Source organism: Nostoc sphaeroides, assembly GCF_003443655.1.
Taxonomy (GTDB): domain Bacteria; phylum Cyanobacteriota; class Cyanobacteriia; order Cyanobacteriales; family Nostocaceae; genus Nostoc; species Nostoc sphaeroides.
This window is the reverse complement of the sequence record NZ_CP031941.1, coordinates 4,237,249-4,262,011: the sequence shown is the minus strand read 5'-3', so window position 1 is coordinate 4,262,011 and position 24,763 is coordinate 4,237,249. Positions and strand designations below refer to the sequence as shown.

The window sequence follows — 24,763 nt, the reverse complement described above, 5'->3', positions numbered from 1 at the left end:
ATGGTTTTCTAACCTGCGGAGGCAGGTTTTGTCTGTGTAGCCACGAATTCTATTCGCCCAAGATTTACAAACATCCACTCAGCCTTTGTGCAATTTTCTGATTTCTGCTTGTACATCGATCGCAATTTGCAATGATTGATTTAGCAGTTGAGCATATTCGCCTGCTTGACTACTAACTTGTAAAGCTTGCAGACTGGCTAAATTATTCACAAATAACTCTTGGTTATTAGCAAGCAGTTTTTTATTATCCCGCAAAATTCGTTCCGTTTTCAGAGCGCGGACTAAATCTTCTCTAATTAGTTGCAAGGCGGCGGTGACTTGATCTCGGTCATGGAAACTGCTTTCTACGTTTCCTGATGCTGCCAATTGGTCATTAATATCTATAGCGCTAATCAGGTCATGATATTTATCAACTTCATCTAAAAGTATTGTCAGTCCTTCAGGACAGGTTAATTGTCGCCACAGCCATCGCCCCACTAATATCGGCATTGGCACTAAAATGAGTAAAAGAATTCCGAATTTAATTGAAGAACCAATTGTTGGCAGAATAATAAACGCATAAATAAAACCAACAATTATTGGCGTTAGCGCCAGCGTCACCAGCATTTCATTGATAAAAAACCCTAATCGCTTTTTGCTATCTCGCAAAACCGAGGGGCGAAAAACGTCTTCTGGATCGAATCCAGTTAAACGTCTCAGTTCCCCCTTACTAATTTCCAAGCCTATTAAGTCCGGCTGCACGGCTGGATAACTCCTATGGAAGCCCAAGTTGCGTATTTATTTTAATCGGGTTTGGTAGATAAGCAATGGATGGTTACGTAAGTCCGTGAGAATAAATCAAACTAGATTAAGTAATGTAAAAATATTGAGATTAGTTCGTAGTGAGGACTTTAGTCCTCAAATGATGGCTGGAGCCGCTCACTACAAACCTTGAATTATTCACACCGCTCTACTTACGTATAGTTATGATAAAAAGCAGACTGTGGAAGACGATTAAATCAAGCTAAAAAGCATTTGCACTTATTTTCTGCTCTATTTTGGATACAATGCGATACTTATGTAGGCGATCGCCTTTAAGCGCACATCATGTTGAACAAATGACAAATGACAAATGACTAATGACTAATGACTAATGACTAGAAAACCAGTTTTCATCTAAAATTTCTTCTAAAGAGCCAATAATTGTAACAGGGAATGTATCGATGGGAAGTTGAGAGCGATCGCTTGCTTCTTTCCTTGCATCTTGATAACATTCATCAAATATTTCTAAAATGTAAGGTTTTAAGCTAGGACTATCTTTAAGAGCTTTTTTAATCTCTCTACGAAAAGTCCTGATTTCTCCTTTCCAATGTCCTTGATTACGTTCTCGTTCTTCATCCCAAAACTTGAGTTTTAGTAGATGTTGAAGAAGCTTAATTAATAAACTTTCAATTGCTCGCTTCTGGCTCCTACCCATACTTTCTAATTCTTCTAATAAATTATCTAAATCAACAGCAGAAAACTGTCCAGCACGAAGTTGATTGATAGTCGTCATCAGCCAAAGGTAATAATCTTGGTCGTATAAGCTTTGAGTTGCTGGTTCTCTTTGTATCACCATACACTTGTTCAACTCCTATTATTTGTATGAGAAAATGTGTGTTTTATATACCAATTTGCTTCAGGTTTTGAATACTCAGAATTGCTTCTAATCTCTCACCAATAGGACTTACGCACGCTCTACGAATTCTTGGCGTTCTTGGCGTCTTGGCGGTTCGATAAATTAAGCTTTTTGGCAATTTTTGCGTAAGTCCTGACCAAAATAAAAATACCCTCTGTAACACCATCATAATAAAGAAAGTTGAGTTGTTGGTTGATTAATTATATAAGCGACTGGTCTATTAATTTTTCTCACCTTACCTTCATTCACAGCCCTATTTAACCAATCCTGCATTTGAGATAGTCTGACATCCAGACATTCCGCCAGAGATTTTGCATCTTTTGGTTGCTGTAAATGATTAAGAATAAAAGGTAAAACAGCTTGATAGATATCTTGTGAATGAACATCCAAAACAGTATTTTGAGTTGTTGATTCTATCTCAGTTTGTACCGATTCAACCAAAGAAGCTGCTTTTGTCAAAAGTTCTTTCAACGAATCATTCCAGGGTTCAGCCGGAAAAGGTTTTGCGCCTTGTTTGTGCAGTTGCTGATTACCTTCTGACACAGCCCCATCCAACCGGGCAAAAACTGGGATATCTTGAAGTTTAGAAAGTGCTTCCACTGCACCCGCCCAAGTACCGCCTTTACCGAAAGAAGAACTGACTACAAGGGCATAATCCGCTAAAGCATAAATATATTTATTTCGCCCCATCGCATTACCAGTATTGAAACCAGCTTCGGGGTCGTAACTAGAAACCAAGGTAAGTCTACCCTCTTGAATACTAGAACGATACTTGCTATTAACTGCCGCTTTAGTCAAACTATCCGCCAGTATACCGACAGATGTTCCTCCTGCGTCCAACATTCCTAGCATTGCGGCTTGGTCTACCCCACGCGCCCCACCGGAAATTACCTGCATTCCTTGTACAGCGATATTTTGTGCAACTCTTCGTGTATATTCAAGTATCTCGTCATCGACATCACGAGAACCAAGAATTGCTAATCCTCCTAGAGATAGCAGTTCTATATTGCCAACTCCATAAAGAATTGCTGGTGCTGAATGTCTTAGTCTTTGCTTGAGACGTTTAGGATAGTTTGTGTCACTTCGTCCCAACACCCACAATCCCTGATTAGTCCACTTCTCAACCGCTAGACTCAGCATCATACCCCGTTCTAGTAAAGCTAAAAGCCTGTCAGGGTTAAGTTTATTAACAGTAATTTTTTGTAACTGTTCTTTGGCTGTAGATTCTAGTAAATCTGCTGGGCGCATCTGGTTTTCTCGCAACCAGTCTGTTAAAGAATTATATTCACTTAAGGTCAGGGGTTGTGATTCAATTTGCCGATTTTGACCAAAGCTGGCACACAACAGCAAAATTGCTTGAGTATCTGGTTGCAGGATGTGAGTTAACATAATTTTCTAATCCCCTTGACCTAATGAATTGAGTGCCAATGCTACAGGAAAAACCATCCCACTGTTAGCACGCCGCAAAAGTGCTGCAATTACAGTAAAAGTCCAACGGGAATCAACTATATCATCAACCAAGAAAACAGAAGCACTCATTCCTTTCCAAGAATCAACAGCAAAAGCACCATCCAAATTATGAGCTTGTTGGTAACTGTTGCTCATCTTTTTTTGTAACTCAGTTTGGTGAACTTTCCGCACAATTGGTATAAAGGGTAAGCCTAATTTTTCTGCTAGTCTTTGAGCAAAATTTGGTACAAGTTCTGGACGATTCAACGAAGGGACACAAGTTACCCAAGCCGGAAAAGGTTGTGGTTGCCAATGTTGAATCATCTCAAAAGCACCCTGCACCAAAGCATCGTCAAAATGATTATTTTGATATTTACCCTGCTTGACTAATTCTCCCCAACCTGCATCACCCCATAGAGATAATGCCCTTCCTGGTTCTGCTTGTAAATTATTTTTAATATTGCCTGAAAAGCCATAATTAACCAATGCTTGTGATGGCCATCTTTTGCGTTGTTCAATGATTTGGTTGCTACGGCGTAAATATTGAATTGCTTTATTTACAAGTTCGATTGAGCAAGTTTCTGTTAATAATGGTTTATTCAAGCACACAGCACATTTGCCGCAAGCAGTTGGATGAGGATCATCTAATTCTACCGCCAGAAAACTCATCAGGCATTGTTGGCTTTGCATGTATTCCAACATTCGAGCTTGTTCTTGGCGGCGAATTTGTGTGAGTTTTTCAATTTTATCAGTGTCAGGTTGATAAGATACTGCGGTAAGATACCATTTTGAATCTTGCTTAGTTACAGGTGCAGGAAATTCCAGTGATAGCAGTTTTAAAACTTTATCAATTTGTCCTCGTGAAAGATTTAGTTGCTGCTCCAATTGTGGAACAGAAAAGCCGTCTACAGCTTCGTTGAGTGTATTTAAAATCTGTTGCGTATGTATCTCTGGAGGAAAAGCTGTATTGATAAAGTAGTGAGTGATATCATCATCTTCATCACCGCTTAGAAGAATTCCGTAAGCTTTTTCTACTGCTCTACCTGCTCGTCCCACTTGCTGATAATAGTGGACAACCGAGCCAGGACGCTGGTAATGAATTACAAATCCTAAATCTGGTTTATCAAAACCCATTCCTAATGCGGTAGTAGCAACTAAGGCTTTAATTTTATTTTGAAGAAGTTCATCTTCTAATATTACACGATCATCACTCTCTAAATTACTATGATATGCTTTAGCATTAATATTCTGAGTTTTTAACCAATCAGCAACTAGTTCAGCATCTCTAACAGTTAATGTGTAAATAATTCCACTTCCAGGTAAGTTAGGAAGCTGTTGAGCTAACCATGCCATTCGTGCTGCTGGGCTAGGGATAGAAATATTTTGCAGATGCAAACTTTCTCTGGTTAAATTTCCTCTGGAAACACGCAAATTTGAACCCAATTGAGCAATAATATCATTTACAACTCGATTGTTAGCTGTTGCGGTTGTTGCTAATACTGGAATATTTTGTGGAAGTGCTTGTAAAATTCTGACAATCCGTCGATAATCAGGGCGAAAATCATGTCCCCAATCAGAGATACAATGGGCTTCATCAACAACAAATAAACCAATACGTTGAGATACTGGCAAAAGAATTTTTTCTCGAAAATCTTCGTTACCTAGTCTTTCGGGAGAAATAAGCAGAATATCTACTTCTGTTGCTAGCAACTGTTTTGCTATTAATGGCCATTTATCTGTATTGCTGGAGTTAATTGTTTCAGCTTTTACACCAATGCGTTGGGCTGCTGCAATTTGGTTTCGCATCAAAGCTAGTAATGGCGAAATCAAAAGAGTACAACCAGCGCCTTGATCTCGTAACAAGCGAGTTGCTAAAAAATAAACTAGACTTTTTCCCCAACCAGTGCGTTGAACAACAAGTAAGCGCGATCGCTCCTGGAGTAATTCTTCAATAGCTTCCCATTGTCCAGGGCGAAAGTCGGCTGTGGAGTTATCAAGCGCTTGACGCAGAAGCAATAATCCTTGTTTGTAGAGGTTTGTTTCCATATATACTAAGTATTTGTTTGCCATTTCTGTTGTAACATCAAAGACAAACAGAAATTATTTGTATTCAAGACTCCCACCACTTCTTTGTGAGTCTGCATCAAGTAAATGTGTGGGAATCTTCAACTGGTGTTCTAGGTTTGGATCGTAGCCTTGGGCTGCTAACGCTATATACTCAGTATCCATCATGCTGAGGTTATGAATTTCAGTTAAGGTGCAATAGCGCAAATATTCCTTAAGTCTAAAGTAAAGCTTACTGAAAGAATGAGGTTTTAATTTACCAAGTCATTGAGAATATACGAGATCCCATTCATCAACCTCCAAATTCTCAACCCGATAAATTGATTATTACTGAGGTAAAAAAATGGCTAAAACTAAAGCAACAGACATTCTTTCATTAAAGTTTGCATAAGCATTTCATCATGATTTGCACTTAATTAGTGCATGAAAATTACAAAAGTATTCCTTCATTAGAGAGTAGAAAAATGACTGCTACAAATGAGAAGCGCAAAATTCGTTACGCCGTTGTTGGTTTAGGTTGGTTTGCCCAAGAAGCTGCCTTACCTTCTTTTGCCAACACCGAAAACTCAGAATTAGTGGCACTGGTTTCAAATGACCCCACTAAAAACGAAGAACTGAGCAAAAAGTATGGTATAGAGCATACATATTCTTACGAAGAGTATGAGGACTGTTTGGCAAGTGGCGAGGTTGATGCAGTTTATATTGCGCTACCCAATCATTTGCATTGCGACTACACTGTACGGGCTGCTAATCAGGCAATTCATATATTGTGTGAAAAGCCAATGGCAGTTAGAGAAGAAGAGTGTGAGGCAATGATTAAAGCTGCCAATGATAATAATGTGAAGCTGATGATTGCCTATCGGTTACATTTAGAAGAAGCCAATTTACAAGCAGTTGAAATTTTGCGTTCAAAGCAAATTGGTGAACCACGAATTTTTAACTCGGTTTTTACTCAGCAAGTAGAAGGAGGCAATATTCGTTTACGAGATGTTACAGGTGGTGGCACGCTCTATGATATTGGCATCTACTGCCTTAATGCTGCACGTTATCTATTTCAAGATGAACCAATTGAAGTATTTGCTGTAGCTGCCAATAATGGAGAACAACGCTTCAGCGAAGTGGAAGAAATGGCTAGCGTTATTTTGCGTTTCCCGAATGAGCGATTGGCAACATTTACCTGTAGTTTTGGAGGAGCAAGTGTTTCAACCTATCAGATTGTAGGTACTCAAGGCGATTTACGAGTAAACCCTGCATATCCTTGGCAGGGAGAAATCAAGCATTACCTGACAATTAATGGTGAAACTCAAGAGCGTACCTTTGAAGATCACGATCAACTAGCGGCTGAATTTACCTATTTCTCTAATTGTATTCTCGAAGATAAAGACCCAGAACCATCTGGGACGGAAGGGTTGATTGATGTTTCGATCATTCAAGCACTTTACGAGTCAATTGAAACGGGTAAACCTGTACAGATTCAAACTAGCGCTCGCCATCAACGCCCCACATCGGATCAAACTATTGAGCGTCCTCCTAGTGACGAGAAGCCAGACTTGATTCATGCTGCTGCACCTTCTGGGCAATGATTACTAATACTAATTCTTGGTGAAGTTGCACAAAATCAACCTTAGTGAGATAAAGAATGTACTAAGTGGATGATTGTTGGATAACAGACACTTAGTACTAGTCATTTTGTAGCGATCGCTTAATAAAAATACTCGCTATTAATAATATTAGGACTTACGCAAAAACCCTCTAAAACTCTCATTTCTCCGTGACCTCTGCGCCCTCTGTGGTTCGTTTTCCGTTACCCGTGCGTAAGTCCTAAATATATAAGGCAATACAGTTCAGTTAAGCATTTATTTATTCTCTCAGTGTCCTCTGCGCCTCTGTGGTTCGTTAAAAAACTTGACTCTGCCAAAAGGTTTTAGCCTTAACTGAACAGTATTGTGTTATCCAAGTCAATTTTTTAACGAACCGCCAAGACGCAGAGGACGCAGAGAGAAGAAAGAGAAGGAAAAAATTGCTTAACTGAACTGTATTGATATATAAGGCCACAATATTATATAGCAATACAGTTCAGATAAGACCAAAACACTTGTAGAGACGGCGATTTATCGCGTCTTATAGAGACGGCGATTTAGTAGAAATAGCGCTTAACTGAACGGTATTGTATTATATAGCGGTTCCCATTCAGATGCGGTACAACATTATATCGCAAGGTGTAAGGGCACGGCAGTGCCGTGCCCCTACGGGTGTACCTCACGTAAACGAGAACCGCTATATTTTTGTGCCCCTACATATTTATTCAATTAAAAACCTGCTATGTATGCCTAAATCCTAAGGATAAAGACCTCTATCAGTCAGCGCCTGAGCCACTCTACCAACCCCCAATGTGTAAGCTGCTAACCTTAAAGAAATTTGCCGTACCTCCGACTGGTGAATCACCTTGCGGTAGGCTTGCACCATCAAATGCTCCATTTCGCGGTTGACGCGCTCCTCATCCCAAAATACGTAGGAAAGACCCTGTACCCATTCCAAATAACTGACTACCACACCGCCAGCATTGGCCAAAATATCTGGTAACACTGTCACACCCCGCGCCTCTAATGCCAAGTTAGCCTCAAGAGTAACCGGGCCGTTAGCTGCTTCTGCGACAATTCGCGCCTGTACCTGATTCACGTTTTCTTCAGTGATTTGGTTCTCCAAAGCTGCTGGTATTAAGACATCACAGGGTAAAGTTAATAAATCTGCATTACTAATTGGTACAGATTGCGGGAAACCCACAATACTCTTGCGATTTTCAGCAGCGTAGACTTTCAACTTGGGAATATCAAGACCAACTTCGGAAAATATTCCCCCAGCACCAGTTGAAACAGCAATGATTTTCGCGCCTGCTTCATATAGTAACTCTGCTGCGGCACCGCCAACGTTACCGAAACCCTGAATAGCTACTCGCACTCCTGCCAAGGATTTACCTTGATCTGCTAGCGCCTCACGGACAATAATCATCGTGCCACGTCCGGTTGCCATTTCTCGCCCCAGCGAACCACCAATAGAAAGCGGCTTCCCAGTTACAACCCCTGGTACAGCATGACCAACATTTACAGAGTAAGTGTCCATCATCCAAGCCATCTCACGGGCAGAAGTACCCATATCTGGGGCAGGAATATCTACGGAAGGCCCAATATCTTTAATCAACTCGCTGATATAACGGCGGCTGATTCGCTCTAATTCGCCAACACTGTAGCGTTTGGGATCTATAGCAATGCCACCCTTACCACCACCGTAAGGAATACCTAATAAAGCACATTTCCAGGTCATCAGCATTGCTAGAGCGGATACTTCGCGCAATGTCACAGCCGGATGGAAACGAATTCCCCCTTTGTATGGGCCTAAGACATCAGAGTGCTGTACGCGATGTCCAGCAAGAACCTGTATTTCCCCATCATCTAGCTTCACGGGAATCGAAACCGTAACAACCTTACGCGGATGGCTGAGAATTTCCAGCAAACCCTGATTTAAATTTAACTCTTTAGCTGCCGCTTCTAAGTAGCTACAGGCTTGATCAAATGGGCATATATGCGCTGGAGAAGCAGGTTCTGACAGCAACGAGGATTTTGAAATCATAAATTTTCTCCTAATCACGGTATCTTTACGAACCGGATATCATCTGTAACTAGCTTATCCTTTCTTTGGGGATAATAGGAATATTGTAGTTATTGTTACAGTTTTATTTTTTATATTCTGGTATGGAAAATTATTCAAAAATCACTGTTTGTAGGGGAGTACAGATGTGTATTGGTGTCAACTTAAGCTAAAAGCCTTTTCAAATCTCGTTTCCAGCCAGAGTCGGGAAATGCTCTTCAATTGCGGCTCTGCCGCCTCCCTTTCTGGCGGCAGAGCCACCAGGACGGCATTCCCAGTCTGAGACTGGGAACGAGACAACCAGACAAGTAAGACAATATCTAAAAGCTGGTTCTAGGCTTGCTTTGACGTTAAGTTGACATCAATGACAGCTGTGCGCCCCTTAATCAAAATTTATATATTATGATAAACCCACTAGTTTCTACCTTGCTAACGCGATCGCGGCATTCTGTCCCCCAAAACCAAAACTGCAACATAATACCTGGCGAATTTTACTTAGACGTGCAGATGTAACGATATTTAAATCAAACTCTGGCTGCTGCAATCCTACACAAGGTGGTAATATTTGATGCTTTAATGCCATGAGAGAAAAAGCTACACCTAAAGCTCCAGATGCCCCTAGTGTATGGCCTGTGCTTCCTTTGGTGGAACTAACTGCCACCCCTTGAGGAAACAAACCCTGGATTACCATGCTCTCCATTTGGTCATTTAGCTGGGTAGCTGTGCCATGAGCATGAATATAATCAATATCGCCTGGTGAGAGACAACTACGTTCTAGACATTGTTTGATAGCAGCGATCGCACTTTTCCCTTCAGGTTCTGGTGAGTTACCATGATATGCGTCGTTAGTCAAGCTAAAACCGAGAATTTCACCATACACTTTTGCTTGACGCTGTTTTGCTAACTCTGCTGATTCTAAGACAAACACAGCTGCGCCTTCGCCCAACACTAAGCCTTCCCGGTGCAAATCAAAGGGATAAGCCCCAGTTTTCGCCAAAGCACCCATCTGCTGAAACCCAGCTAAAGTTAGGGGTGTAATCGGCGCTTCCACTGCGCCAGCGATCGCTTGTTGACATTGCCCAGTTTGGATAAGCAAAGCTGCTTGAGCGATCGCCCAAATTCCAGTTGCACAAGCTGCCATCGGTGCCAAAACTATACCTGATGCACCAATTTGTCTTGCAGCTGCGATCGCGTTCATGTGAGGTAATGTATCTAGCCAATTTCCAAAAGAGGACACAGGCAAATTCGCCGCGTCTTCATACATTTGCCGTGCCAGAATTTCCCAAGATGCTTGATAAGAGCGACTCGATCCAATGACTACAGCACAATCAGCTGGATATGAAACTAACCCAGAATCTTGCAAAGCAGAAGCAACAACCATCTGAGTTAATATTGTCAATTCAGAGGGTTGTTGAGCAATCAAACCTAGAGGAAGTGGTGTAAGTTCTGGAAATGGTTGATGCAACCGAATTCCAGATTTACCTGCAATTAAATTTTGCCAACTATCCTCTAAGCTTCCACCCAAGGCGGAAATTAAACCAATACCAGTGACACAAACCTTAACCAATTTAGGAGTTAGGAGTTAGGAATTAGGAGTTAGGAGTTAGGAGTTAGGAGTTAGGAGTTATTTTCCCCCTGCCCCCTGCCCTCTTCCTCTACTTCCCTGGTATTTTCAGATTTTCAGCACCTTGGGTGACTTTAGCGGAGTCAATGCGATCGCCTTGCTGAATTTCGTTCACTACATCAAAGCCTTGAGTGACATTGCCAAACACGGCGTAGTTACCATCTAAGAATGCCAAATCTGCTAAAACAAAGTAAAACTGGGCAGAAGCGGAATCTGGTGATTGCGATCGCGCCATCGCTACTGCACCCTGCTTATGGGGCAATACGACAGGTTGAGCAGTAGCATCAAATGGTTTATTGTAAGTCGGAGTATCTGAACCTTTTGCCTTAACTTCTAAAGGTATATAACGAGCATTTCCCGTTTTTGGGTCAATATAGCTACCGGTTCCCAGGCTATCTGCTGGAACTTTCGGATCTTTGCTTTGAGGATCGCCCCCTTGAACTACAAACGGTTGGGGTTTGCGTACAACTCGATGGAAAGCTAAACCATCGTAGACACCCTTCTGCACTAAATCTACGAAGTTGCCAGCTGTAATAGGGGCATCAGTGCCGTCTACTTCGATAGTAATCGGTGAGCCTTTAACCGTGAGTACCACAGTAGCCCGGCCTTCGAGCCTTGGTAAATCTGCCAGTCCAGGAATATCACTACTAGTTTGAGATACAGATGTTGCTTCAGTAGTTGTCTTGCTGCTTGCCTCGCTTGTGGTTGAGGTAGCTGTCGAGATTGGAGAAGACGCATTAGAAGCGACTTGCTGTGTTGAACATCCTCCCAACATCAAAGCACTGATAATCGCAAGAGAAAGCAAAAATTGTGAAATTTTTAACCGCATTGCCTGTTACCGATTTAACCAGAGTATCTTATCGTTTTGAGGGGCAGTTATCAGTAAATATCAGTTATCAGTTATCAGTTAAGAAAATCGTCTGTGATAACTGTTCACTGATAACTGTTAAGTGATTTGAGTCTCCCCACTCCCTTACAGCCCTTCTAATGACACTCCCAAAAAGCGGGCTAATTTTGCGCCTTCTGTTTCCAATTCTGTTAAAGATAACGGTTGTCCAACCCGTGTTAAGGGTATATCTCGCCGGCCCTTAATGCGTAGATAGAGGGCGCGAAGGGGATTAAGACCTTCTTTAACGGTTATTCGCACGGACTGCACATCTTCTATGCGTCCATCAATCTCAATTCGGCGGTTTTTGCCAGGAAATCCCCAACGAAATATTTTGATTGTGCCAGTTTCCTGATTAAATTCGTTGTAACCGCCTCCCACGTCCCATAAGATTACTAGCCACAGGTATGTGGCTAATAGCAAGCCAGCAGTACCATATAAACCCATCACCAATCCTTGGGGGACGAATACCAGTTGAGTTGGATCGGAAACTATGAGTAAATTAACTTTTAGATAACTGGATATACCAGCCAATAAAAAGCCGCTTGCTCCCAACGTAACGATAGTTGCCCAGCAATAGTTACTGAACCGACGAGAACCGAGAACATTTTGATGCAGGAGGCGATCGCCTTTGTTAATCGTTGTTGATGCCGTCATTGAACTACCATTGCCCCGTGAGATACTCGCTGTCACATACATTGCACACTGAATGCTCTTGCATAGAGTGTTTGCTTCTGTACCAATCCGGCTATTGCTTAGAAGGCACAGAGAGCTATGTTTTAAGTCCACGGCATACTTTACCGCAGCCGATGAATTGTTTACCCTGTACCCTACAAATTTTACTGTCCCGGATCATGGCTTACTTGTGTTACAGGACAAACCACTTAGGCTATTTGTATGAGTCAAGATGTGCCAACTTCTTTTGCCTTGTCCAACGTTTCACATAGTTTTTCCAGAGGTGTATCAACGACTGTGGCGGCGAAGTAACCATTGACATTTTACCAAACATTATTGACAAAAACTCAACTGCGCCCTTCCCTGTTCTTGCTACTCATAATAATTTAGGATTTACGTATTGACAGAAACATCCAACTGTGTATTTTATCCTTACAAGGCTCTGCCTTGTAATGCTCTTGTGCGAGGCTCTGCTCCTGGTTTGACGAAAGGCAGAGCTTTCTTAATCGCATTACTAATCTCAGAGTGGGAACGAGGCAGGGCAAGACTTTTAGCTGAACAAGGCAGTCGAATCATATTATGGTCAATTTGTAAAGAGTGTAAGTCTGATAATTTTATAATTTGTTAGGGCACTAAGTCCTAAATTCTTCACTCAATGGCTGTTGAAGGAGGCAGGAGGGAGAAGTTCTTTAATTTTGAATTTTGAATTGACTGCTTTCTGCTCCCTGCCTCTTTTTCACCTTTTGGGAATGAGTTCCTACCTACGTCCATGTAGACTAATTTTTTTTACATTTCTGAGAAAAGTTGTGTCAAATTGTAAAATTTCTGATATTCATATTATTTATAAGGTTTGTGTTTCATGACTGATTTGCTTCTGTGTATCAGGCAAAAACCCTGAGTAGTATGATAAGTTAAGAATCATTAAGTTACCACAAGCTAGATTACTAGCCGATGGTACGTGTAATGGCATAAAGAAAGAGAAATGCTGATTTCAGTGGTCAGCAAACTCTCAGAATCTCAGTTGCTTTCACGCTGTTGAGATTGTCAAAAAAAACGTTAATTCCTCACGGCAGTCGGTTACACCGACTCTCCGTACTTCCTAACAAACGTTGCAATTTTAGTAAAAAAAGAGGATTTTAGTCCGATGACCATCGCAGTTGGACGCGCCCCCAGTAGAGGGTGGTTTGACGTATTAGACGACTGGCTCAAGCGCGATCGCTTCGTATTCGTAGGTTGGTCAGGGATACTATTGTTCCCCTGCGCCTTCCTAGCACTAGGCGGTTGGCTGACCGGTACCACCTTCGTCAGCTCTTGGTACACTCACGGGTTAGCCTCGTCCTACCTAGAAGGCTGTAACTTCCTAACAGTGGCAGTATCCACCCCCGCCGACAGCATGGGACATTCCCTATTGCTGTTGTGGGGGCCAGAAGCCCAAGGCAACCTCACCCGTTGGTTTCAATTGGGTGGCTTGTGGCCATTCGTGGCTCTGCATGGAGCCTTTGGCTTGATTGGCTTCATGTTACGCCAATTTGAAATTGCCCGTCTAGTAGGTATCCGTCCTTACAACGCTCTCGCCTTCTCTGCTCCCATCGCAGTATTCGTCAGCGTATTTTTGATGTATCCTTTGGGACAATCAAGCTGGTTCTTTGCACCTAGCTTTGGCGTAGCGGCAATTTTCCGGTTCCTACTATTCCTGCAAGGGTTTCACAACTGGACACTCAACCCCTTCCACATGATGGGTGTTGCGGGTGTATTGGGTGGTGCTTTGTTGTGCGCCATTCACGGTGCCACAGTCGAAAATACCTTGTTTGAAGACGGTGATGGTGCTAACACCTTCCGCGCCTTCAATCCAACCCAGTCTGAAGAAACCTACTCAATGGTGACGGCAAACCGTTTCTGGTCACAGATTTTCGGTATTGCCTTTTCAAACAAACGCTGGTTGCACTTCTTCATGTTGTTCGTGCCAGTCACAGGCTTATGGATGAGTGCCGTCGGCATCGTCGGTTTAGCACTCAACCTACGGGCTTATGATTTCGTCTCCCAAGAATTGCGGGCGGCGGAAGACCCTGAGTTTGAAACCTTCTATACCAAAAACATTTTGCTGAATGAGGGTATCCGCGCTTGGATGGCTCCTCAAGATCAACCCCACGAACAATTTGTATTCCCTGAGGAGGTATTACCACGTGGTAACGCTCTCTAATAGACCAAATATATTAGGCGGCACTGGACGCGACCAAGAATCTACTGGCTTTGCCTGGTGGTCTGGTAACGCGCGTTTAATCAATCTATCTGGCAAACTACTGGGTGCCCATGTTGCCCACGCTGGTTTGATTGTATTCTGGGCTGGAGCGATGACTTTGTTTGAAGTCGCTCACTTCGTTCCTGAAAAGCCCATGTACGAACAGGGCTTGATCCTGTTACCTCACCTCGCTACCCAAGGTTGGGGCGTTGGTGCTGGTGGTGAAGTTATCGACACCTTCCCCTACTTTGTTGTTGGTGTACTCCACCTAATTTCCTCAGCCGTCCTTGGCTTTGGCGGTATCTATCATGCCGTCCGTGGGCCAGAAACCTTAGAAGAATACTCTTCTTTCTTTGGTTACGACTGGAAAGACAAGAACAAGATGACCAACATCATCGGGTTCCACCTGATTATTTTGGGATGCGGTGCGCTGCTGTTGGTGCTAAAGGCAATGTTCTTTGGTGGTTTGTATGACACCTGGGCACCAGGCGGTGGTGACGTTCGGATTATTACCAATCCGACATTGAATCCAGCTGTTATCTTCGGTTATGTAATCAAGTCTCCCTTCGGTGGCGAAGGCTGGATTGTCAGCGTCGATAACTTAGAAGATGTGGTCGGTGGTCACATCTGGATTGCCTTTATCTGTATTGCTGGCGGCGTTTTCCACATTCTTACCAAGCCTTTTGCTTGGTCACGTCGTGCATCCATCTGGTCTGGTGAGGCTTACCTCTCCTACAGCTTAGGCGCTCTGTCGTTGATGGGCTTTATTGCCTCGATCTTTGTTTGGTTTAACAACACCGTTTACCCCAGCGAATTCTTCGGCCCTACTGGCCCAGAAGCTTCTCAAGCTCAGGCTTTGACCTTCTTGATTCGTGACCAACGCTTGGGTGCTAACGTCGGTTCTGCCCAAGGCCCCACAGGATTGGGTAAATACCTGATGCGCTCTCCAACTGGTGAAATCATCTTCGGTGGTGAAACCATGCGTTTCTGGGATTTCCGCGGCCCTTGGTTGGAGCCTCTACGTGGCCCCAATGGTCTTGACCTGGAAAAAATCAAGAACGATATTCAGCCTTGGCAAGCTCGTCGCGCTGCTGAATACATGACCCATGCTCCTCTGGGTTCTCTGAACTCCGTGGGTGGTGTGGCTACCGAAATTAACTCCTTCAACTACGTATCTCCTCGCGCTTGGTTGGCGACTTCTCACTTCGTACTAGGATTCTTCTTCTTAGTTGGTCACTTGTGGCACGCTGGTCGCGCACGGGCTGCGGCTGGTGGTTTTGAGAAAGGAATTAACCGTGATACTGAACCAGTGATGTTTATGGACGACCTAGATTAGGTTGTAAAGTTTATTTCATCACTGACAACTAAATAATTTAGAGGCTCTTGCATAAAAGCAAGGGCTTTTTTTGTAGGAAAATTAGTAAATAGACCACGCGTTAGGGGCACAGCAATGCTCATACGTGTCAACTTCAGATAGTTGCAGTCCTACCACAACGAAGTTTCAATGCTTTTAACTGTTAAGCAATGTTTCGCCAACAGTATCTTCGCTATCCTTACCCCTCTTAAATCATTAACGTAAAACGTTGTAACCAGTGCGTAATTTAAATAACTGGATCTGAATAGTATAATAGCTGGCTACATTTAGCACTCTCTTGTCAACTCGACTTTTAAAAATCTTAAATCGAAGAGTGAAAAAAATGAAACGTAATGTAATTTGCAGATTTCTCCTATCGCTTTGTTCAAGTTTGTTTGTAATTCCAGTAATCCCTAGTAATCCTGTTTTAGCCGGGACTTGGTGTACGCATGGTGGTGCGTACAGTTTAGTTGGGGACTTTAATGGTGACGCTGTACCAGATATTTTATGTACTGATTATACAGGTGGTAAGTGGATTAAGTACGGCTTCAATGGTGCTGAATGGTCAATCAGAAATAATTGGTGTACACACACTGGTGCAAGAGTTTATGTCGGCGATTTTAACAAAGATGGTCGTAGTGATTTATTGTGTCATGATCGTACTGGAGGTAAATGGATTGCTTATGCAAATTCATCTGGCAACTTTGGTGATTTCAATATAGGATGGTCTACATTTTCATTGTGGTGTACTCATCCAGGCTCAGTTCTCTCTATTAATGATTACAATCATGACGGTAGAGATGACCTTGCTTGCACTGACAACTCTCCTTTAACTTGGGTAGTGTACGCAAATCCAAGTGGAACGCTTAATTTTTAGCCTCGCCACAGTTAAGGATAATCGTAGGTTGGGTAGAACGTAGTGAAACCCAACAAACCCACGAAAATGTTGGGTTTCGTTCCTCCACCCAACCTACGCAGATGAAGGGTTTTTGGCGCTAACCCAAGCGTATTGCCTTATACTCTGCTATAATTTCTGCCGATACAACCCACTCAAAATCAGAATTAGCAATCACAAATAAAATTACTACCTCTGGATTTTTATCAGCTATAGCAGCAGAGACTACGATATTAGTATCAATAATAACTTTCATTCTCCTCGTCTATATGCTTCAATTTCTCCTGTTATTTCTTCATCAGTCAAAGGATTATCTACGTGTATGGCTTGTATTTCTTTGAATAACTTTTTTAATTCTTCTGCTAAACTAGCCCTATAAGCCTTCATGATTTATCCTGTTACTCAACTTTTATCTAACGTTTAATTTAATGCAAATATTATATATATTGTAGGCGATGGCAGTATGGAGAAAGTAGAAGAGTATTCTGCGATCGCTATTTCAGTGATGAGCGTTTTATTAGTCTAGTGGTCTATGTAGGCGATGGCAGTATGGAGAAAGTAGAAGAGTATTCTGCGATCGCTATTTCAGTGATGAGCGTTTTATTAGTCTAGTGGTCTATGTAGGCGATGGCAGTATGGAGAAAGTAGAAGAGATCGCTATTTCGGACGAAGATTTAATATAAACAAGGCTAAGATTATGGGTAATTGTATGAAGCCATTTTACAAAACTTTGATTACCTTGGGAGCGATCGCTGGGGAGCATCCTAATTTTGCAAAAATACCGAACGACTATAAGTCGCAGCTAGAAGAACTTATAAAATATTCTGGAGGTCGTAACAATGACAGTCGCCAAAAATCGAGCAGACCGAGTAATGCTTTACGACATTAGCTGGCAACAGTTTGAAAATCTTCTAAAAGACTTAGGAGAGCATCGGGCAGCGAGGTTAGCTTACGATCGCACTACCTTAGAAATTATGACACCTTTACTTGAACACGAACATTACAAAGAGGTAATTAGTATTGCAGTTCAAGATATCGCGGAAGAGTTGGCTATAGACTATGAAAGTTTTGGCTCGACTACTTGGAAGCGAGAAAGCCGAATGGCAGGGGTAGAATCAGATAATTGCTTCTATTTCCAGAATGAAGCTGCGATTCGGGGTAGATTGGATCTGGACTTGAGACAAGACCCACCGCCTGATTTTGCACTGGAAATTGATGTTACCAGTAAGTCCCTAAATCGTTTTCCCATCTATGCCCGTCTGGGAGTACCAGAACTCTGGTGTTATGACTCCGGTGAACTAAAGATTTACCACCTACAAAATGGGGAATATGTCGAGTCCGAGAACAGTTTAGTATTTCCTACTTTAGCAATTCGATATCTACCAAAACTGATTGAGCAAAATCGGGCAAATGGCAGACGGGCAATTCGTCAGGCAGTGCGCGAATGGGTAAGAAAAGGCGGAAAAGGTGAACTATCTAGTCAATATAATTCATAATTACGAATTACGAATTACGAATTACGAATTATTATCAGCTTCCTCCCACATTCATTGCTGCTAAAAAAGCCTTTTGGCTCACATCTCTGTAAACTGTATTCAAAGACTTCATTACCACATCACTAGAAGTTGAATTTACTGCATTTTCCTCTTCCTTCGCTAGGGGGATTGCTCCTAATACATCTAATACCATCTCATTAGTGGACGGCGCAATCACTACTAATGATGACTCTAATGGCTCATTATATTGCCAGAAAGAGTCAATTTTTACTGAGTATTTGTTATTAGGAATTGACTGTTGAATATCAGGTGTTTCTGTGGTATTAGGTTTAATCTTGGCACTGCGTAATTGACGTAAATCGCTGATAATTTGCTCTTTAGTGCGTCCACGCAATTGAAATAGTACAAAGGGGTCTTCACTGAAGCGATCGCCTAACTGATAGTACAGGGCACCAATGTGTTTACAGGGATTTGCTTTATCAGGACAAGAGCATTTACTTTGGACATCACCAAGGGTAAATGGAAATATCGAAAGACCATTAGCTGTGAACACTTCTTCTATATTTTGTGGCATTTCTCCTGCTAGTAATTTGGCAGCAAAAATTGCCTTTTGGGACATGCTTTCAATTACATAACCCCACTGTTCATCACTAAAGGGTTCAAGGGAAAGGGAAACTTTATAAGGTTCTATTTCACTACCTTGCACTCTAGCCAATACTTTCGCACCTTTAAATTCGATGCTCAAAACATTTCCTTGACGAGCATAATTTCTCGCACGTTCTAAACGCTTTTTAAAACGATAGGAATCTAGTAAATCTAGCCATTGTTGTGACCACCATTCTCGACTAGCTTGTAATGTATAATTAGTCATAATCAATTCAAAATCTTAGTAATGTGCTGTGCTAATTTTGATGGGTTCGTAGTGAGCGCTTTAGCGCTAAATTCAAGGACTAAAGTCCTTACTACGAAATTATTCTGAATCATCGTCAATTACTGCACTGCGATCGAGTATTAGTAAGTTGCGAAGTTGGTCTGTATCTAGTTCAGTTAACCATTCTTCACCAGCGCCTACAACTTGTTCAGCTAGTTGTTTTTTACTTTCAATCATGTCATGAATTTTTTCTTCTAAAGTGCCTGTACAAACAAATTTATGTACTTGCACATTCCGAGTTTGACCAATCCGAAATACTCTATCTGTGGCTTGATTTTCTACTGCTGGATTCCACCATCGATCAAAGTGGAATACATGATTTGCTCGTGTTAAATTCAGTCCGACTCCACCCGCTTTTAAAGAAAGAATCATAATCGGTGGCCCTTGAGGATCGTGTTGGAAACGGTCGATCATTTCCTCTCGTTGTTTTTTACTGGTGCTGCCATATAAAAAGAATATTTCTCGCCCAAGCTGTTTTTCTAAATAGGGTTTAAGTAATTTACCCCACTCAGCAAATTGTGTGAAAATTAAAGCGCGATCGCCTTCTGCTAAAACTTCTTCTAACATTTCTTCTAGCCGCAGAAGTTTGGCTGAATTATGTTGATCTAATGTCGCTTGTTTCAAATATTGGGCTGGGTGATTGCAGATTTGTTTAAGTTTAATTAGTAAACCCAAAATCATCCCCCGACGTTGCAATCCTTCCGCAGATTCTATCTCTACTAAAGATTGTTCTACAATTTGTTGATAAAGTGCAGCTTGTTCACCAGTTAAACCACAAAATACGGTCATTTCTTGCTTATCTGGTAAATCTTGAATGATGTCGCGATCGCTTTTCAATCGCCGCAGTATAAATGGTTGAACTAATGAACGTAATTGAGTCAAAGAAGCTGTATCACCATACTTTTCAATTGGCATGGCAAACCGACGCTGGAAAAATTGCTTGTTGCCTAAATACCCTGGATTAAGAAAATCCAAAATAGACCAGAGTTCTTGCAGTCTATTTTCTACTGGTGTCCCCGTCAACGCAATGCGAAATGTAGCTTCTAATTGCCGCACTGCTTTTGACTGTTTCGCCTCTGAATTTTTCACATTCTGGGCTTCATCTAAAACAATTATCTGCCAAGAGACGCTTTCTAATGACTTAATATCTCGATGAAGCAGTGAGTAGCTGGTAACAATTAAATCATGTTTTTTTACTGCTTCTAAAAACGCTTTCCCTTTTGGGCGTTTGTCGCCGTGATATTGTAAAATTTTCAGGCTTGGTGCAAATTTATTGACTTCCCTTTCCCAGTTACCTAAAACAGAAGTTGGACAAACTAGCAGTGTTGGATTTTCTAGTGCATCCTCTTCTTTCAAGTGCAGCAGAAAAGCAATGAATTGGACAGTGTTATGGCAAATAATATTGTTAGCGACAAAATTATGAAGTTCGCTAACTTCAAAGTCATAAACCCATCCATCATAATCTATCTCTTCTATTGATTCTATCCGGCAATAAAATACCTCTTGGTCGAGAAGACATTGCAAAGACTGTCTTGTTAAGCTCAACTGTTCTACATCTAAGTTGCTACATGCTGTAAGGGTTTGAGTTGTCCACTTGGAAGGTTTTAGTAGCTGATATTGTTCTTGGGCTTCTCCACTGATAATGCGGTTCATCCCAGCTATTACTCGTTGTAAACTATCTCTAGAAAATTGCTGTGAACCATTAATGTAAACAGTGTTGTGCATCCCAAAATGCCGCACTGGGAGTCCCGTTGCTATGACTGTTTGGGCAACCATATCAGAAGCAGGAATTCCTTCAATATTTGTGTTACTAACCAGTTGACAAATTTGTTCTAATTTGCTCTGTTTTTCTGAGTTATTAAAACCAATTTCTTGGATAAATCTGCGGGCAGAATTACCTCCAACTACACCAATATAGTAAGTGCGTAAAGTACGAGTTCCATTAGTGGCACACTTCAGTTTGGGTGATATTCGCAACCAAATGCCAAAACGACGCAGCAGTGCAGAAAGTTGCTGAATCAGTAAAGCTGAAGCTGTAGAAATCTCAATACTCCCCATACTCAAAACAACAGCAGATTCAGCATCAAAATAGTTTTGTAAAAATATCCGCACACTATCCAAGTCTGCCTGCATAATGAAGGGCGGAATAGATTTTTCTGCCGATAGTTTACCCCAAACATAACCTTTAGCTTCTAAGAATTGTCGATAGGCTTGGCTGTTAACTCGAAGAGCAGAAACTCTGTTAGGGAAGGTAGAGATATTGGGGCTATTAATTTTGAGGTTATAGCGCTTTTGAATGCGTTGGCAAGTCTGGAGTAGATCCTCTAATACTCTGGTGTCTTTTTGGGATATTGTGACTCTTCCCACATCGGGTAGTTCATGCCCTTCAGCAATTTGCCAAGCAAGAAACTTAACCAAGTCAGGGTCTTGTGCTTGTCCATTCCAGAGCGTTTTACCTGGTACACAAATATAATCACCCACCTGTAAGTTATTTGTCCAACCTTTACTTGTCAGCAGCTTGTGACGATGAGTAATTGTGATATTGCTACCATCTTCTAGCGTGATTTTTCGTAATTTCTCACGGACTTGCTGCCGATACAACCGTCTAACATTAGCTTGGACGATTTTGCCAGTTTTTTCATTTATGGAATTAACTAGTAATTCCTCAGTGGGGTTAGTCCAAAATCCTTCGCCGTCAAATTCTATTTCTCCAGCATGAGTTGTCCAGATTGCCTCGGCTGTGCGTAACAGTCCATTTACATTTACTAAAGTATCATTTGCTACGCATTTGCCCAATCCCATATCGTCGGCGAGACACGCGCCTAAGCCCCAACGTTCTAAGAAAGATAGCCAAGCAGCACCACGTTCTTGATAAGGTCGCAACTGCCCTTTAAAGCCTGCTGGTGTGGGTAAAGGTGCGATCGCTTGATTATTGTTTAACGCCCCAATCAACTCTTGCAACGCCCCAGATGCCTCAAAGCTAACCACTGGTAATTTTTCAATTACTTGAGTATCCCCTGTACTAAAACGCAAGGCATCTTCTAAGGAAAGCGCCATTTGGTCTTTGCGAGTGGTAAAAAAAGTTTGGGCTGTTTTGATATCTTGGGGGCGCAATTCCACCCACTCGCCATTAATTTCTACTAGCGGACTATTTAAAGCCACAAGTTTATCAAACTCAGCTTTAGAAATAGTTTGTCCACCAATTGCCAATTGCCATTGGAAATTTAGCAAACTTTGCAATCCTAAACGTCCCTGCTTTTTCTTTGGGGTTTCGGCAGTAATTTTTAAACCCAAACGGTTTGCCCATCCTTCACGGTTCGCTAAACTGGGAGGCAAAATTACTCCTAAACCACTGTCTTCTAACCTCCAAGCTACAGCTTTGATAAACTCATAAGCTTGCATGGGGGTGATATTAGAAAATTGGGGATATTCGGTTTCAAAACTGGGTGCGATCGCTGGATATAATCGAGAAGCTAACCCCAAACCTCGCAAAAATGTTTCTTGTGGTTGCTCAATTGTCCGATTTTCATAAACCAAACGTTCAACTGGATTGTTCCAAATAGTTGCCGCATCCACCACAAACTCAGGATCATCAGCCGCTTGCAGAAAATATGCTAATGTCCAATCTGTTTCGCCAGACTCTGGAGAACGCAGTTGAAAACAAGTACGAAATAGAGTTTTAAGAGTTAATTGGTATTGTAGCGGCATAGTCCAAGCCTTGAGTGCCGCTTCCAGTCGTTCGACTTCAATTGCATCTGCATTAACTATATGAGATGCACTGGTTAACCCTTGCAACCACTGTCGCACCGCAGCTGGTAAAGATGCGATCGCCTTAGCTTCAATTGGAGGTTGAGAACTCACCATTTCTCGCACTTGGGCATCTATTGTACTGTTGAGAAATCCCAAAAGTAATTCTTGAGCTTCGGTAGGAAAGTTTACATAGATTGGGCATTGGGCATTGGTTATTAATTCTTCTCCCCCTGCTCCCCCTGCTCCCCCTGCTCCCTCATCTCCCCCCACTCCCCACTCCCCACTCCCCAGTCCCTCCTGATAAGTACGACAAACCAACGGCATGTTCGCAGAAAATTTTTCTAAACGGGTTCCATCTACTGCACTGTCTAGAAGTACTTGCCACTTAGCAGCAAATACACCATCTGATTGTCGGTCAATTGTTGGTAAAAACTTACACCGTGAGATTAAATCTAAACTCCATCGGGCAACCTGCGACCAAAAACGTAAATCTCCTCCTAAAAAGGCATTTTCCCCTTTAGCAGCATTTAGGGGAATAGCAGCAAGAAATTTTACCGCCTCGCTGGGGTTAAGACAAAAACCCTCAACTCGCCACGGTTGCAAATATTGCGGGGAGTCTGTATCTAACCCCAAGCTGGCAGAATGCACAGGGAAAATCGCTACTGTTCCTTCACTACTGCCTTCTGGGATATAAGTTGGTACAGCAATTATTTGCGAATGTGTTGGTATTATCTCAGTGGCACTGGCTGCTTTGCGTGTTCGCCCAGTAGTAGCGATCGCAACTTGAGATTGCTGGATAAAGTTGGTAATTGCCATGTTCTGGGAAGGCAACCACTCACTCAACTCAACTGATGTCATTGCCAACGGATGTAGTGGGATATCTCCAGATCCATTAGACTCGGAATTGACTCGTGGCGATCGCCAAGTTTCCCCCCAAATAAATAAACAACCATTTTGATTTTTTCGTAACCAATTACAGTGTAAAATCGCCATTTGCTAATTACTTATATATATTTTCCCAAAAATCAAGAATTAAAACCGCAACTATTCTACCTTTTGCATCTTATCAAGGAGATTTATTAGCCCAATATTGCATATAATAAACATTTAAGTAAATATTCAATATAAACATTGTAAGAAATGATTTTTCCTCTAATTAAAGTTTTAAAAAATGGAATATTAGTAGAACTAGATTATATACATTTTCAAGAACAGGAGGTTGTAAGAGCATTACTAAATATTGTAATTATTGAAGGTAAAACTTATCCTCAAAAGCAACCTCTATCTCAGGCAGAATTTACAGCTTACTGGTTGAGTAAGGATGCCTTTGTTGTCAGGACATCTGTTCAGGATGGTACACACAAACCAAAAGAAATATTAGGGGCGTTTTATTTAAAACCAAACTTCCCCGGTCGGTGTTGCCATATTTGCAACGCTGGTTTTATTGTACAACCTGGGCTACGCGGTCAGGGTATCGGGCGGTTCATGGGAGAGGCGATGCTCTTGATAGCAGCAAACCTGGGCTATGAAGCAGTAATGTTTAATTTGGTCTTTGAAACTAATATACCTTCAATTACACTTTGGCAGTCATTAGGATTTGAGATCATTGGGCGCATTCCGGGTGCAGCCAAGCTAGGGGATGAACAAGTGGTAGACGCGCTGATGATGTATCGCACTTTGGATTTGTTAACTGATGATGGTTGACGGTTGACGGTTGACGGGTTTTCAGTCATCAGTCATCACTCATCACTCATCAGTTATCAGTCATCAGTCATCAGTCATCAGTCATCACTCATCAGTCATCACTCATCAGTCATCACTCATCAGTCATCACTCATCAGTCATCACTCATCACTCAACAGTCATCAGTCATCACTCAACAGTCATCAGTCATCAGTCATCAGTCATCAGTCATCACTCAACAGTCATCAGTCATCAGTCATCAGTCATCAGTCATCAGTCATCAGTCATCACTCAACAGTCATCAGTCATCAGTCATCACTCAACAGTCATCAGTCATCAGTCATCAGTCATCAGTCATCAGTCATCAGTCATCAGTTATCTTTGTATGTACTAGAAGTCAGTCATAGTGCATAAA

Annotated in this window: 21 protein-coding genes; 8 read left to right on the top strand and 13 right to left on the bottom strand. The window is 41.9% G+C overall.

The genetic code is table 11. The features are described 5' to 3' along the window. Positions 1 to 78: 78 nt before the first annotated feature. The 5 genes from D1367_RS18950 to D1367_RS32850 all read right to left on the bottom strand — a co-directional run bounded on the left by D1367_RS18950 (position 79) and on the right by D1367_RS32850 (position 5,338). A complete protein-coding gene (locus D1367_RS18950; protein ID WP_118167764.1) occupies positions 79 to 741 on the bottom strand; it encodes a hypothetical protein in 663 nt (220 codons plus the stop codon). Positions 742 to 1,129: 388 nt separating this feature from the next. Next, positions 1,130 to 1,597, bottom strand: a complete 468-nt coding sequence (locus D1367_RS18945) for a DUF29 domain-containing protein (RefSeq protein WP_118167763.1) — start codon at positions 1,595 to 1,597, stop codon at positions 1,130 to 1,132. Positions 1,598 to 1,822: 225 nt separating this feature from the next. Next, positions 1,823 to 3,046 carry a DNA-processing protein DprA gene (locus D1367_RS18940; protein WP_118167762.1) on the bottom strand — a complete coding sequence of 408 codons (1,224 nt, stop codon included), beginning with the start codon at positions 3,044 to 3,046 and terminating at the stop codon, positions 1,823 to 1,825. Positions 3,047 to 3,052: 6 nt separating this feature from the next. Beyond that, positions 3,053 to 5,176, bottom strand: a complete 2,124-nt coding sequence (locus tag D1367_RS18935; RefSeq protein WP_244944951.1) for a RecQ family ATP-dependent DNA helicase — start codon at positions 5,174 to 5,176, stop codon at positions 3,053 to 3,055. A gap of 30 nt (positions 5,177 to 5,206) precedes the next feature. Next, on the bottom strand, positions 5,207 to 5,338 hold the full coding sequence (locus D1367_RS32850) for a hypothetical protein (RefSeq protein WP_267255647.1): 132 nt from the start codon (positions 5,336 to 5,338) through the stop codon (positions 5,207 to 5,209). Between the two features lie 296 nt (positions 5,339 to 5,634). Between D1367_RS32850 and D1367_RS18930 the strand changes: the two genes are divergently transcribed. After that, entirely contained in the window at positions 5,635 to 6,753 is a 1,119-nt protein-coding gene (locus D1367_RS18930) for a Gfo/Idh/MocA family protein (RefSeq protein ID WP_118167760.1), read from the top strand. Positions 6,754 to 7,507: 754 nt separating this feature from the next. Here the strand turns inward: D1367_RS18930 and D1367_RS18925 are convergent. The 4 genes from D1367_RS18925 to D1367_RS18910 form a co-directional block, all read right to left on the bottom strand. Continuing rightward, entirely contained in the window at positions 7,508 to 8,797 is a 1,290-nt protein-coding gene (locus D1367_RS18925; RefSeq protein WP_118167759.1) for a Glu/Leu/Phe/Val family dehydrogenase, read from the bottom strand. 439 nt (positions 8,798 to 9,236) lie between these two features. Continuing rightward, the gene (locus D1367_RS18920; protein WP_118167758.1) at positions 9,237 to 10,382 is read right to left on the bottom strand and encodes a beta-ketoacyl-ACP synthase; all 1,146 of its coding nucleotides are present in this window, start codon (positions 10,380 to 10,382) and stop codon (positions 9,237 to 9,239) included. Positions 10,383 to 10,470: 88 nt separating this feature from the next. Further along, on the bottom strand, positions 10,471 to 11,268 hold the full coding sequence (locus D1367_RS18915; RefSeq protein WP_118167757.1) for a peptidylprolyl isomerase: 798 nt from the start codon (positions 11,266 to 11,268) through the stop codon (positions 10,471 to 10,473). Positions 11,269 to 11,412: 144 nt separating this feature from the next. Further along, positions 11,413 to 11,982 carry a photosystem I assembly protein Ycf4 gene (locus D1367_RS18910; protein WP_118171578.1) on the bottom strand — a complete coding sequence of 190 codons (570 nt, stop codon included), beginning with the start codon at positions 11,980 to 11,982 and terminating at the stop codon, positions 11,413 to 11,415. Positions 11,983 to 13,144: 1,162 nt separating this feature from the next. Here D1367_RS18910 and psbD point away from each other — a divergent pair. From psbD to D1367_RS18895, 3 genes are all read left to right on the top strand, one after another. Further along, the gene (gene psbD / locus D1367_RS18905) at positions 13,145 to 14,200 is read left to right on the top strand and encodes a photosystem II D2 protein (photosystem q(a) protein) (protein ID WP_118167756.1); all 1,056 of its coding nucleotides are present in this window, start codon (positions 13,145 to 13,147) and stop codon (positions 14,198 to 14,200) included. Continuing rightward, positions 14,184 to 15,575 carry a photosystem II reaction center protein CP43 gene (gene psbC, locus D1367_RS18900; protein WP_118167755.1) on the top strand — a complete coding sequence of 464 codons (1,392 nt, stop codon included), beginning with the start codon at positions 14,184 to 14,186 and terminating at the stop codon, positions 15,573 to 15,575. The genes psbD and psbC overlap by 17 nt, the downstream gene beginning before the upstream one ends. Before the next feature lie 361 nt (positions 15,576 to 15,936). Further along, on the top strand, positions 15,937 to 16,470 hold the full coding sequence (locus D1367_RS18895) for an FG-GAP repeat domain-containing protein (RefSeq protein WP_118167754.1): 534 nt from the start codon (positions 15,937 to 15,939) through the stop codon (positions 16,468 to 16,470). A 118-nt stretch (positions 16,471 to 16,588) separates the two neighbouring features. Here the strand turns inward: D1367_RS18895 and D1367_RS18890 are convergent, their stop codons facing one another. Next, positions 16,589 to 16,744, bottom strand: a complete 156-nt coding sequence (locus tag D1367_RS18890) for a PIN domain-containing protein (protein WP_225892201.1) — start codon at positions 16,742 to 16,744, stop codon at positions 16,589 to 16,591. Further along, on the bottom strand, positions 16,741 to 16,875 hold the full coding sequence (locus tag D1367_RS32845) for a hypothetical protein (protein WP_267255648.1): 135 nt from the start codon (positions 16,873 to 16,875) through the stop codon (positions 16,741 to 16,743). Before D1367_RS32845 ends, D1367_RS18890 begins: the two co-directional genes overlap by 4 nt. Positions 16,876 to 17,197: 322 nt before the next feature. Here D1367_RS32845 and D1367_RS30990 point away from each other — a divergent pair, with 322 nt between their 5' ends. Continuing rightward, positions 17,198 to 17,377, top strand: coding sequence for a hypothetical protein (locus tag D1367_RS30990; RefSeq protein WP_181984884.1), 180 nt, complete (start codon positions 17,198 to 17,200; stop codon positions 17,375 to 17,377). Then, positions 17,328 to 17,984, top strand: a complete 657-nt coding sequence (locus tag D1367_RS18885) for a Uma2 family endonuclease (protein ID WP_118167753.1) — start codon at positions 17,328 to 17,330, stop codon at positions 17,982 to 17,984. Before D1367_RS30990 ends, D1367_RS18885 begins: the two co-directional genes overlap by 50 nt. A 34-nt stretch (positions 17,985 to 18,018) precedes the next feature. On the opposite strand, the gene D1367_RS18880 is transcribed toward D1367_RS18885, so the two are convergent. After that, positions 18,019 to 18,855 (bottom strand): SWIM zinc finger family protein, encoded by an 837-nt coding sequence (locus D1367_RS18880; RefSeq protein WP_118167752.1) that lies wholly within the window; start codon positions 18,853 to 18,855, stop codon positions 18,019 to 18,021. 99 nt (positions 18,856 to 18,954) lie between these two features. Further along, positions 18,955 to 23,658, bottom strand: a complete 4,704-nt coding sequence (locus D1367_RS18875) for an SNF2-related protein (protein WP_118167751.1) — start codon at positions 23,656 to 23,658, stop codon at positions 18,955 to 18,957. A gap of 147 nt (positions 23,659 to 23,805) precedes the next feature. On the opposite strand from D1367_RS18875, the gene D1367_RS18870 reads away from it, so the two are divergent. Next, a complete protein-coding gene (locus D1367_RS18870; RefSeq protein ID WP_118167750.1) occupies positions 23,806 to 24,369 on the top strand; it encodes a GNAT family N-acetyltransferase in 564 nt (187 codons plus the stop codon). Between the two features lie 3 nt (positions 24,370 to 24,372). Further along, positions 24,373 to 24,762: a hypothetical protein gene (locus D1367_RS30175; RefSeq protein ID WP_181984883.1), complete on the top strand. Its 390-nt coding sequence runs from the start codon at positions 24,373 to 24,375 to the stop codon at positions 24,760 to 24,762. Position 24,763 lies beyond the last annotated feature (1 nt).

Coding starts and splice junctions, on each gene's coding strand:
- D1367_RS18945 (WP_118167763.1), bottom strand. CDS start 1,597: ATGGTGATACAAAGAGAACCAGCAACTCAAAGCTTATACGACCAAGAT.
- D1367_RS18940 (WP_118167762.1), bottom strand. CDS start 3,046: ATGTTAACTCACATCCTGCAACCAGATACTCAAGCAATTTTGCTGTTG.
- D1367_RS18935 (WP_244944951.1), bottom strand. CDS start 5,176: ATGGCAAACAAATACTTAGTATATATGGAAACAAACCTCTACAAACAA.
- D1367_RS32850 (WP_267255647.1), bottom strand. CDS start 5,338: ATGATGGATACTGAGTATATAGCGTTAGCAGCCCAAGGCTACGATCCA.
- D1367_RS18930 (WP_118167760.1), top strand. CDS start 5,635: ATGACTGCTACAAATGAGAAGCGCAAAATTCGTTACGCCGTTGTTGGT.
- D1367_RS18925 (WP_118167759.1), bottom strand. CDS start 8,797: ATGATTTCAAAATCCTCGTTGCTGTCAGAACCTGCTTCTCCAGCGCAT.
- D1367_RS18915 (WP_118167757.1), bottom strand. CDS start 11,268: ATGCGGTTAAAAATTTCACAATTTTTGCTTTCTCTTGCGATTATCAGT.
- D1367_RS18910 (WP_118171578.1), bottom strand. CDS start 11,982: ATGACGGCATCAACAACGATTAACAAAGGCGATCGCCTCCTGCATCAA.
- psbD (WP_118167756.1), top strand. CDS start 13,145: ATGACCATCGCAGTTGGACGCGCCCCCAGTAGAGGGTGGTTTGACGTA.
- D1367_RS18895 (WP_118167754.1), top strand. CDS start 15,937: ATGAAACGTAATGTAATTTGCAGATTTCTCCTATCGCTTTGTTCAAGT.
- D1367_RS18890 (WP_225892201.1), bottom strand. CDS start 16,744: ATGAAAGTTATTATTGATACTAATATCGTAGTCTCTGCTGCTATAGCT.
- D1367_RS32845 (WP_267255648.1), bottom strand. CDS start 16,875: ATGAAGGCTTATAGGGCTAGTTTAGCAGAAGAATTAAAAAAGTTATTC.
- D1367_RS30990 (WP_181984884.1), top strand. CDS start 17,198: ATGAAGCCATTTTACAAAACTTTGATTACCTTGGGAGCGATCGCTGGG.
- D1367_RS18885 (WP_118167753.1), top strand. CDS start 17,328: ATGACAGTCGCCAAAAATCGAGCAGACCGAGTAATGCTTTACGACATT.
- D1367_RS18880 (WP_118167752.1), bottom strand. CDS start 18,855: ATGACTAATTATACATTACAAGCTAGTCGAGAATGGTGGTCACAACAA.
- D1367_RS18875 (WP_118167751.1), bottom strand. CDS start 23,658: ATGGCGATTTTACACTGTAATTGGTTACGAAAAAATCAAAATGGTTGT.
- D1367_RS18870 (WP_118167750.1), top strand. CDS start 23,806: ATGATTTTTCCTCTAATTAAAGTTTTAAAAAATGGAATATTAGTAGAA.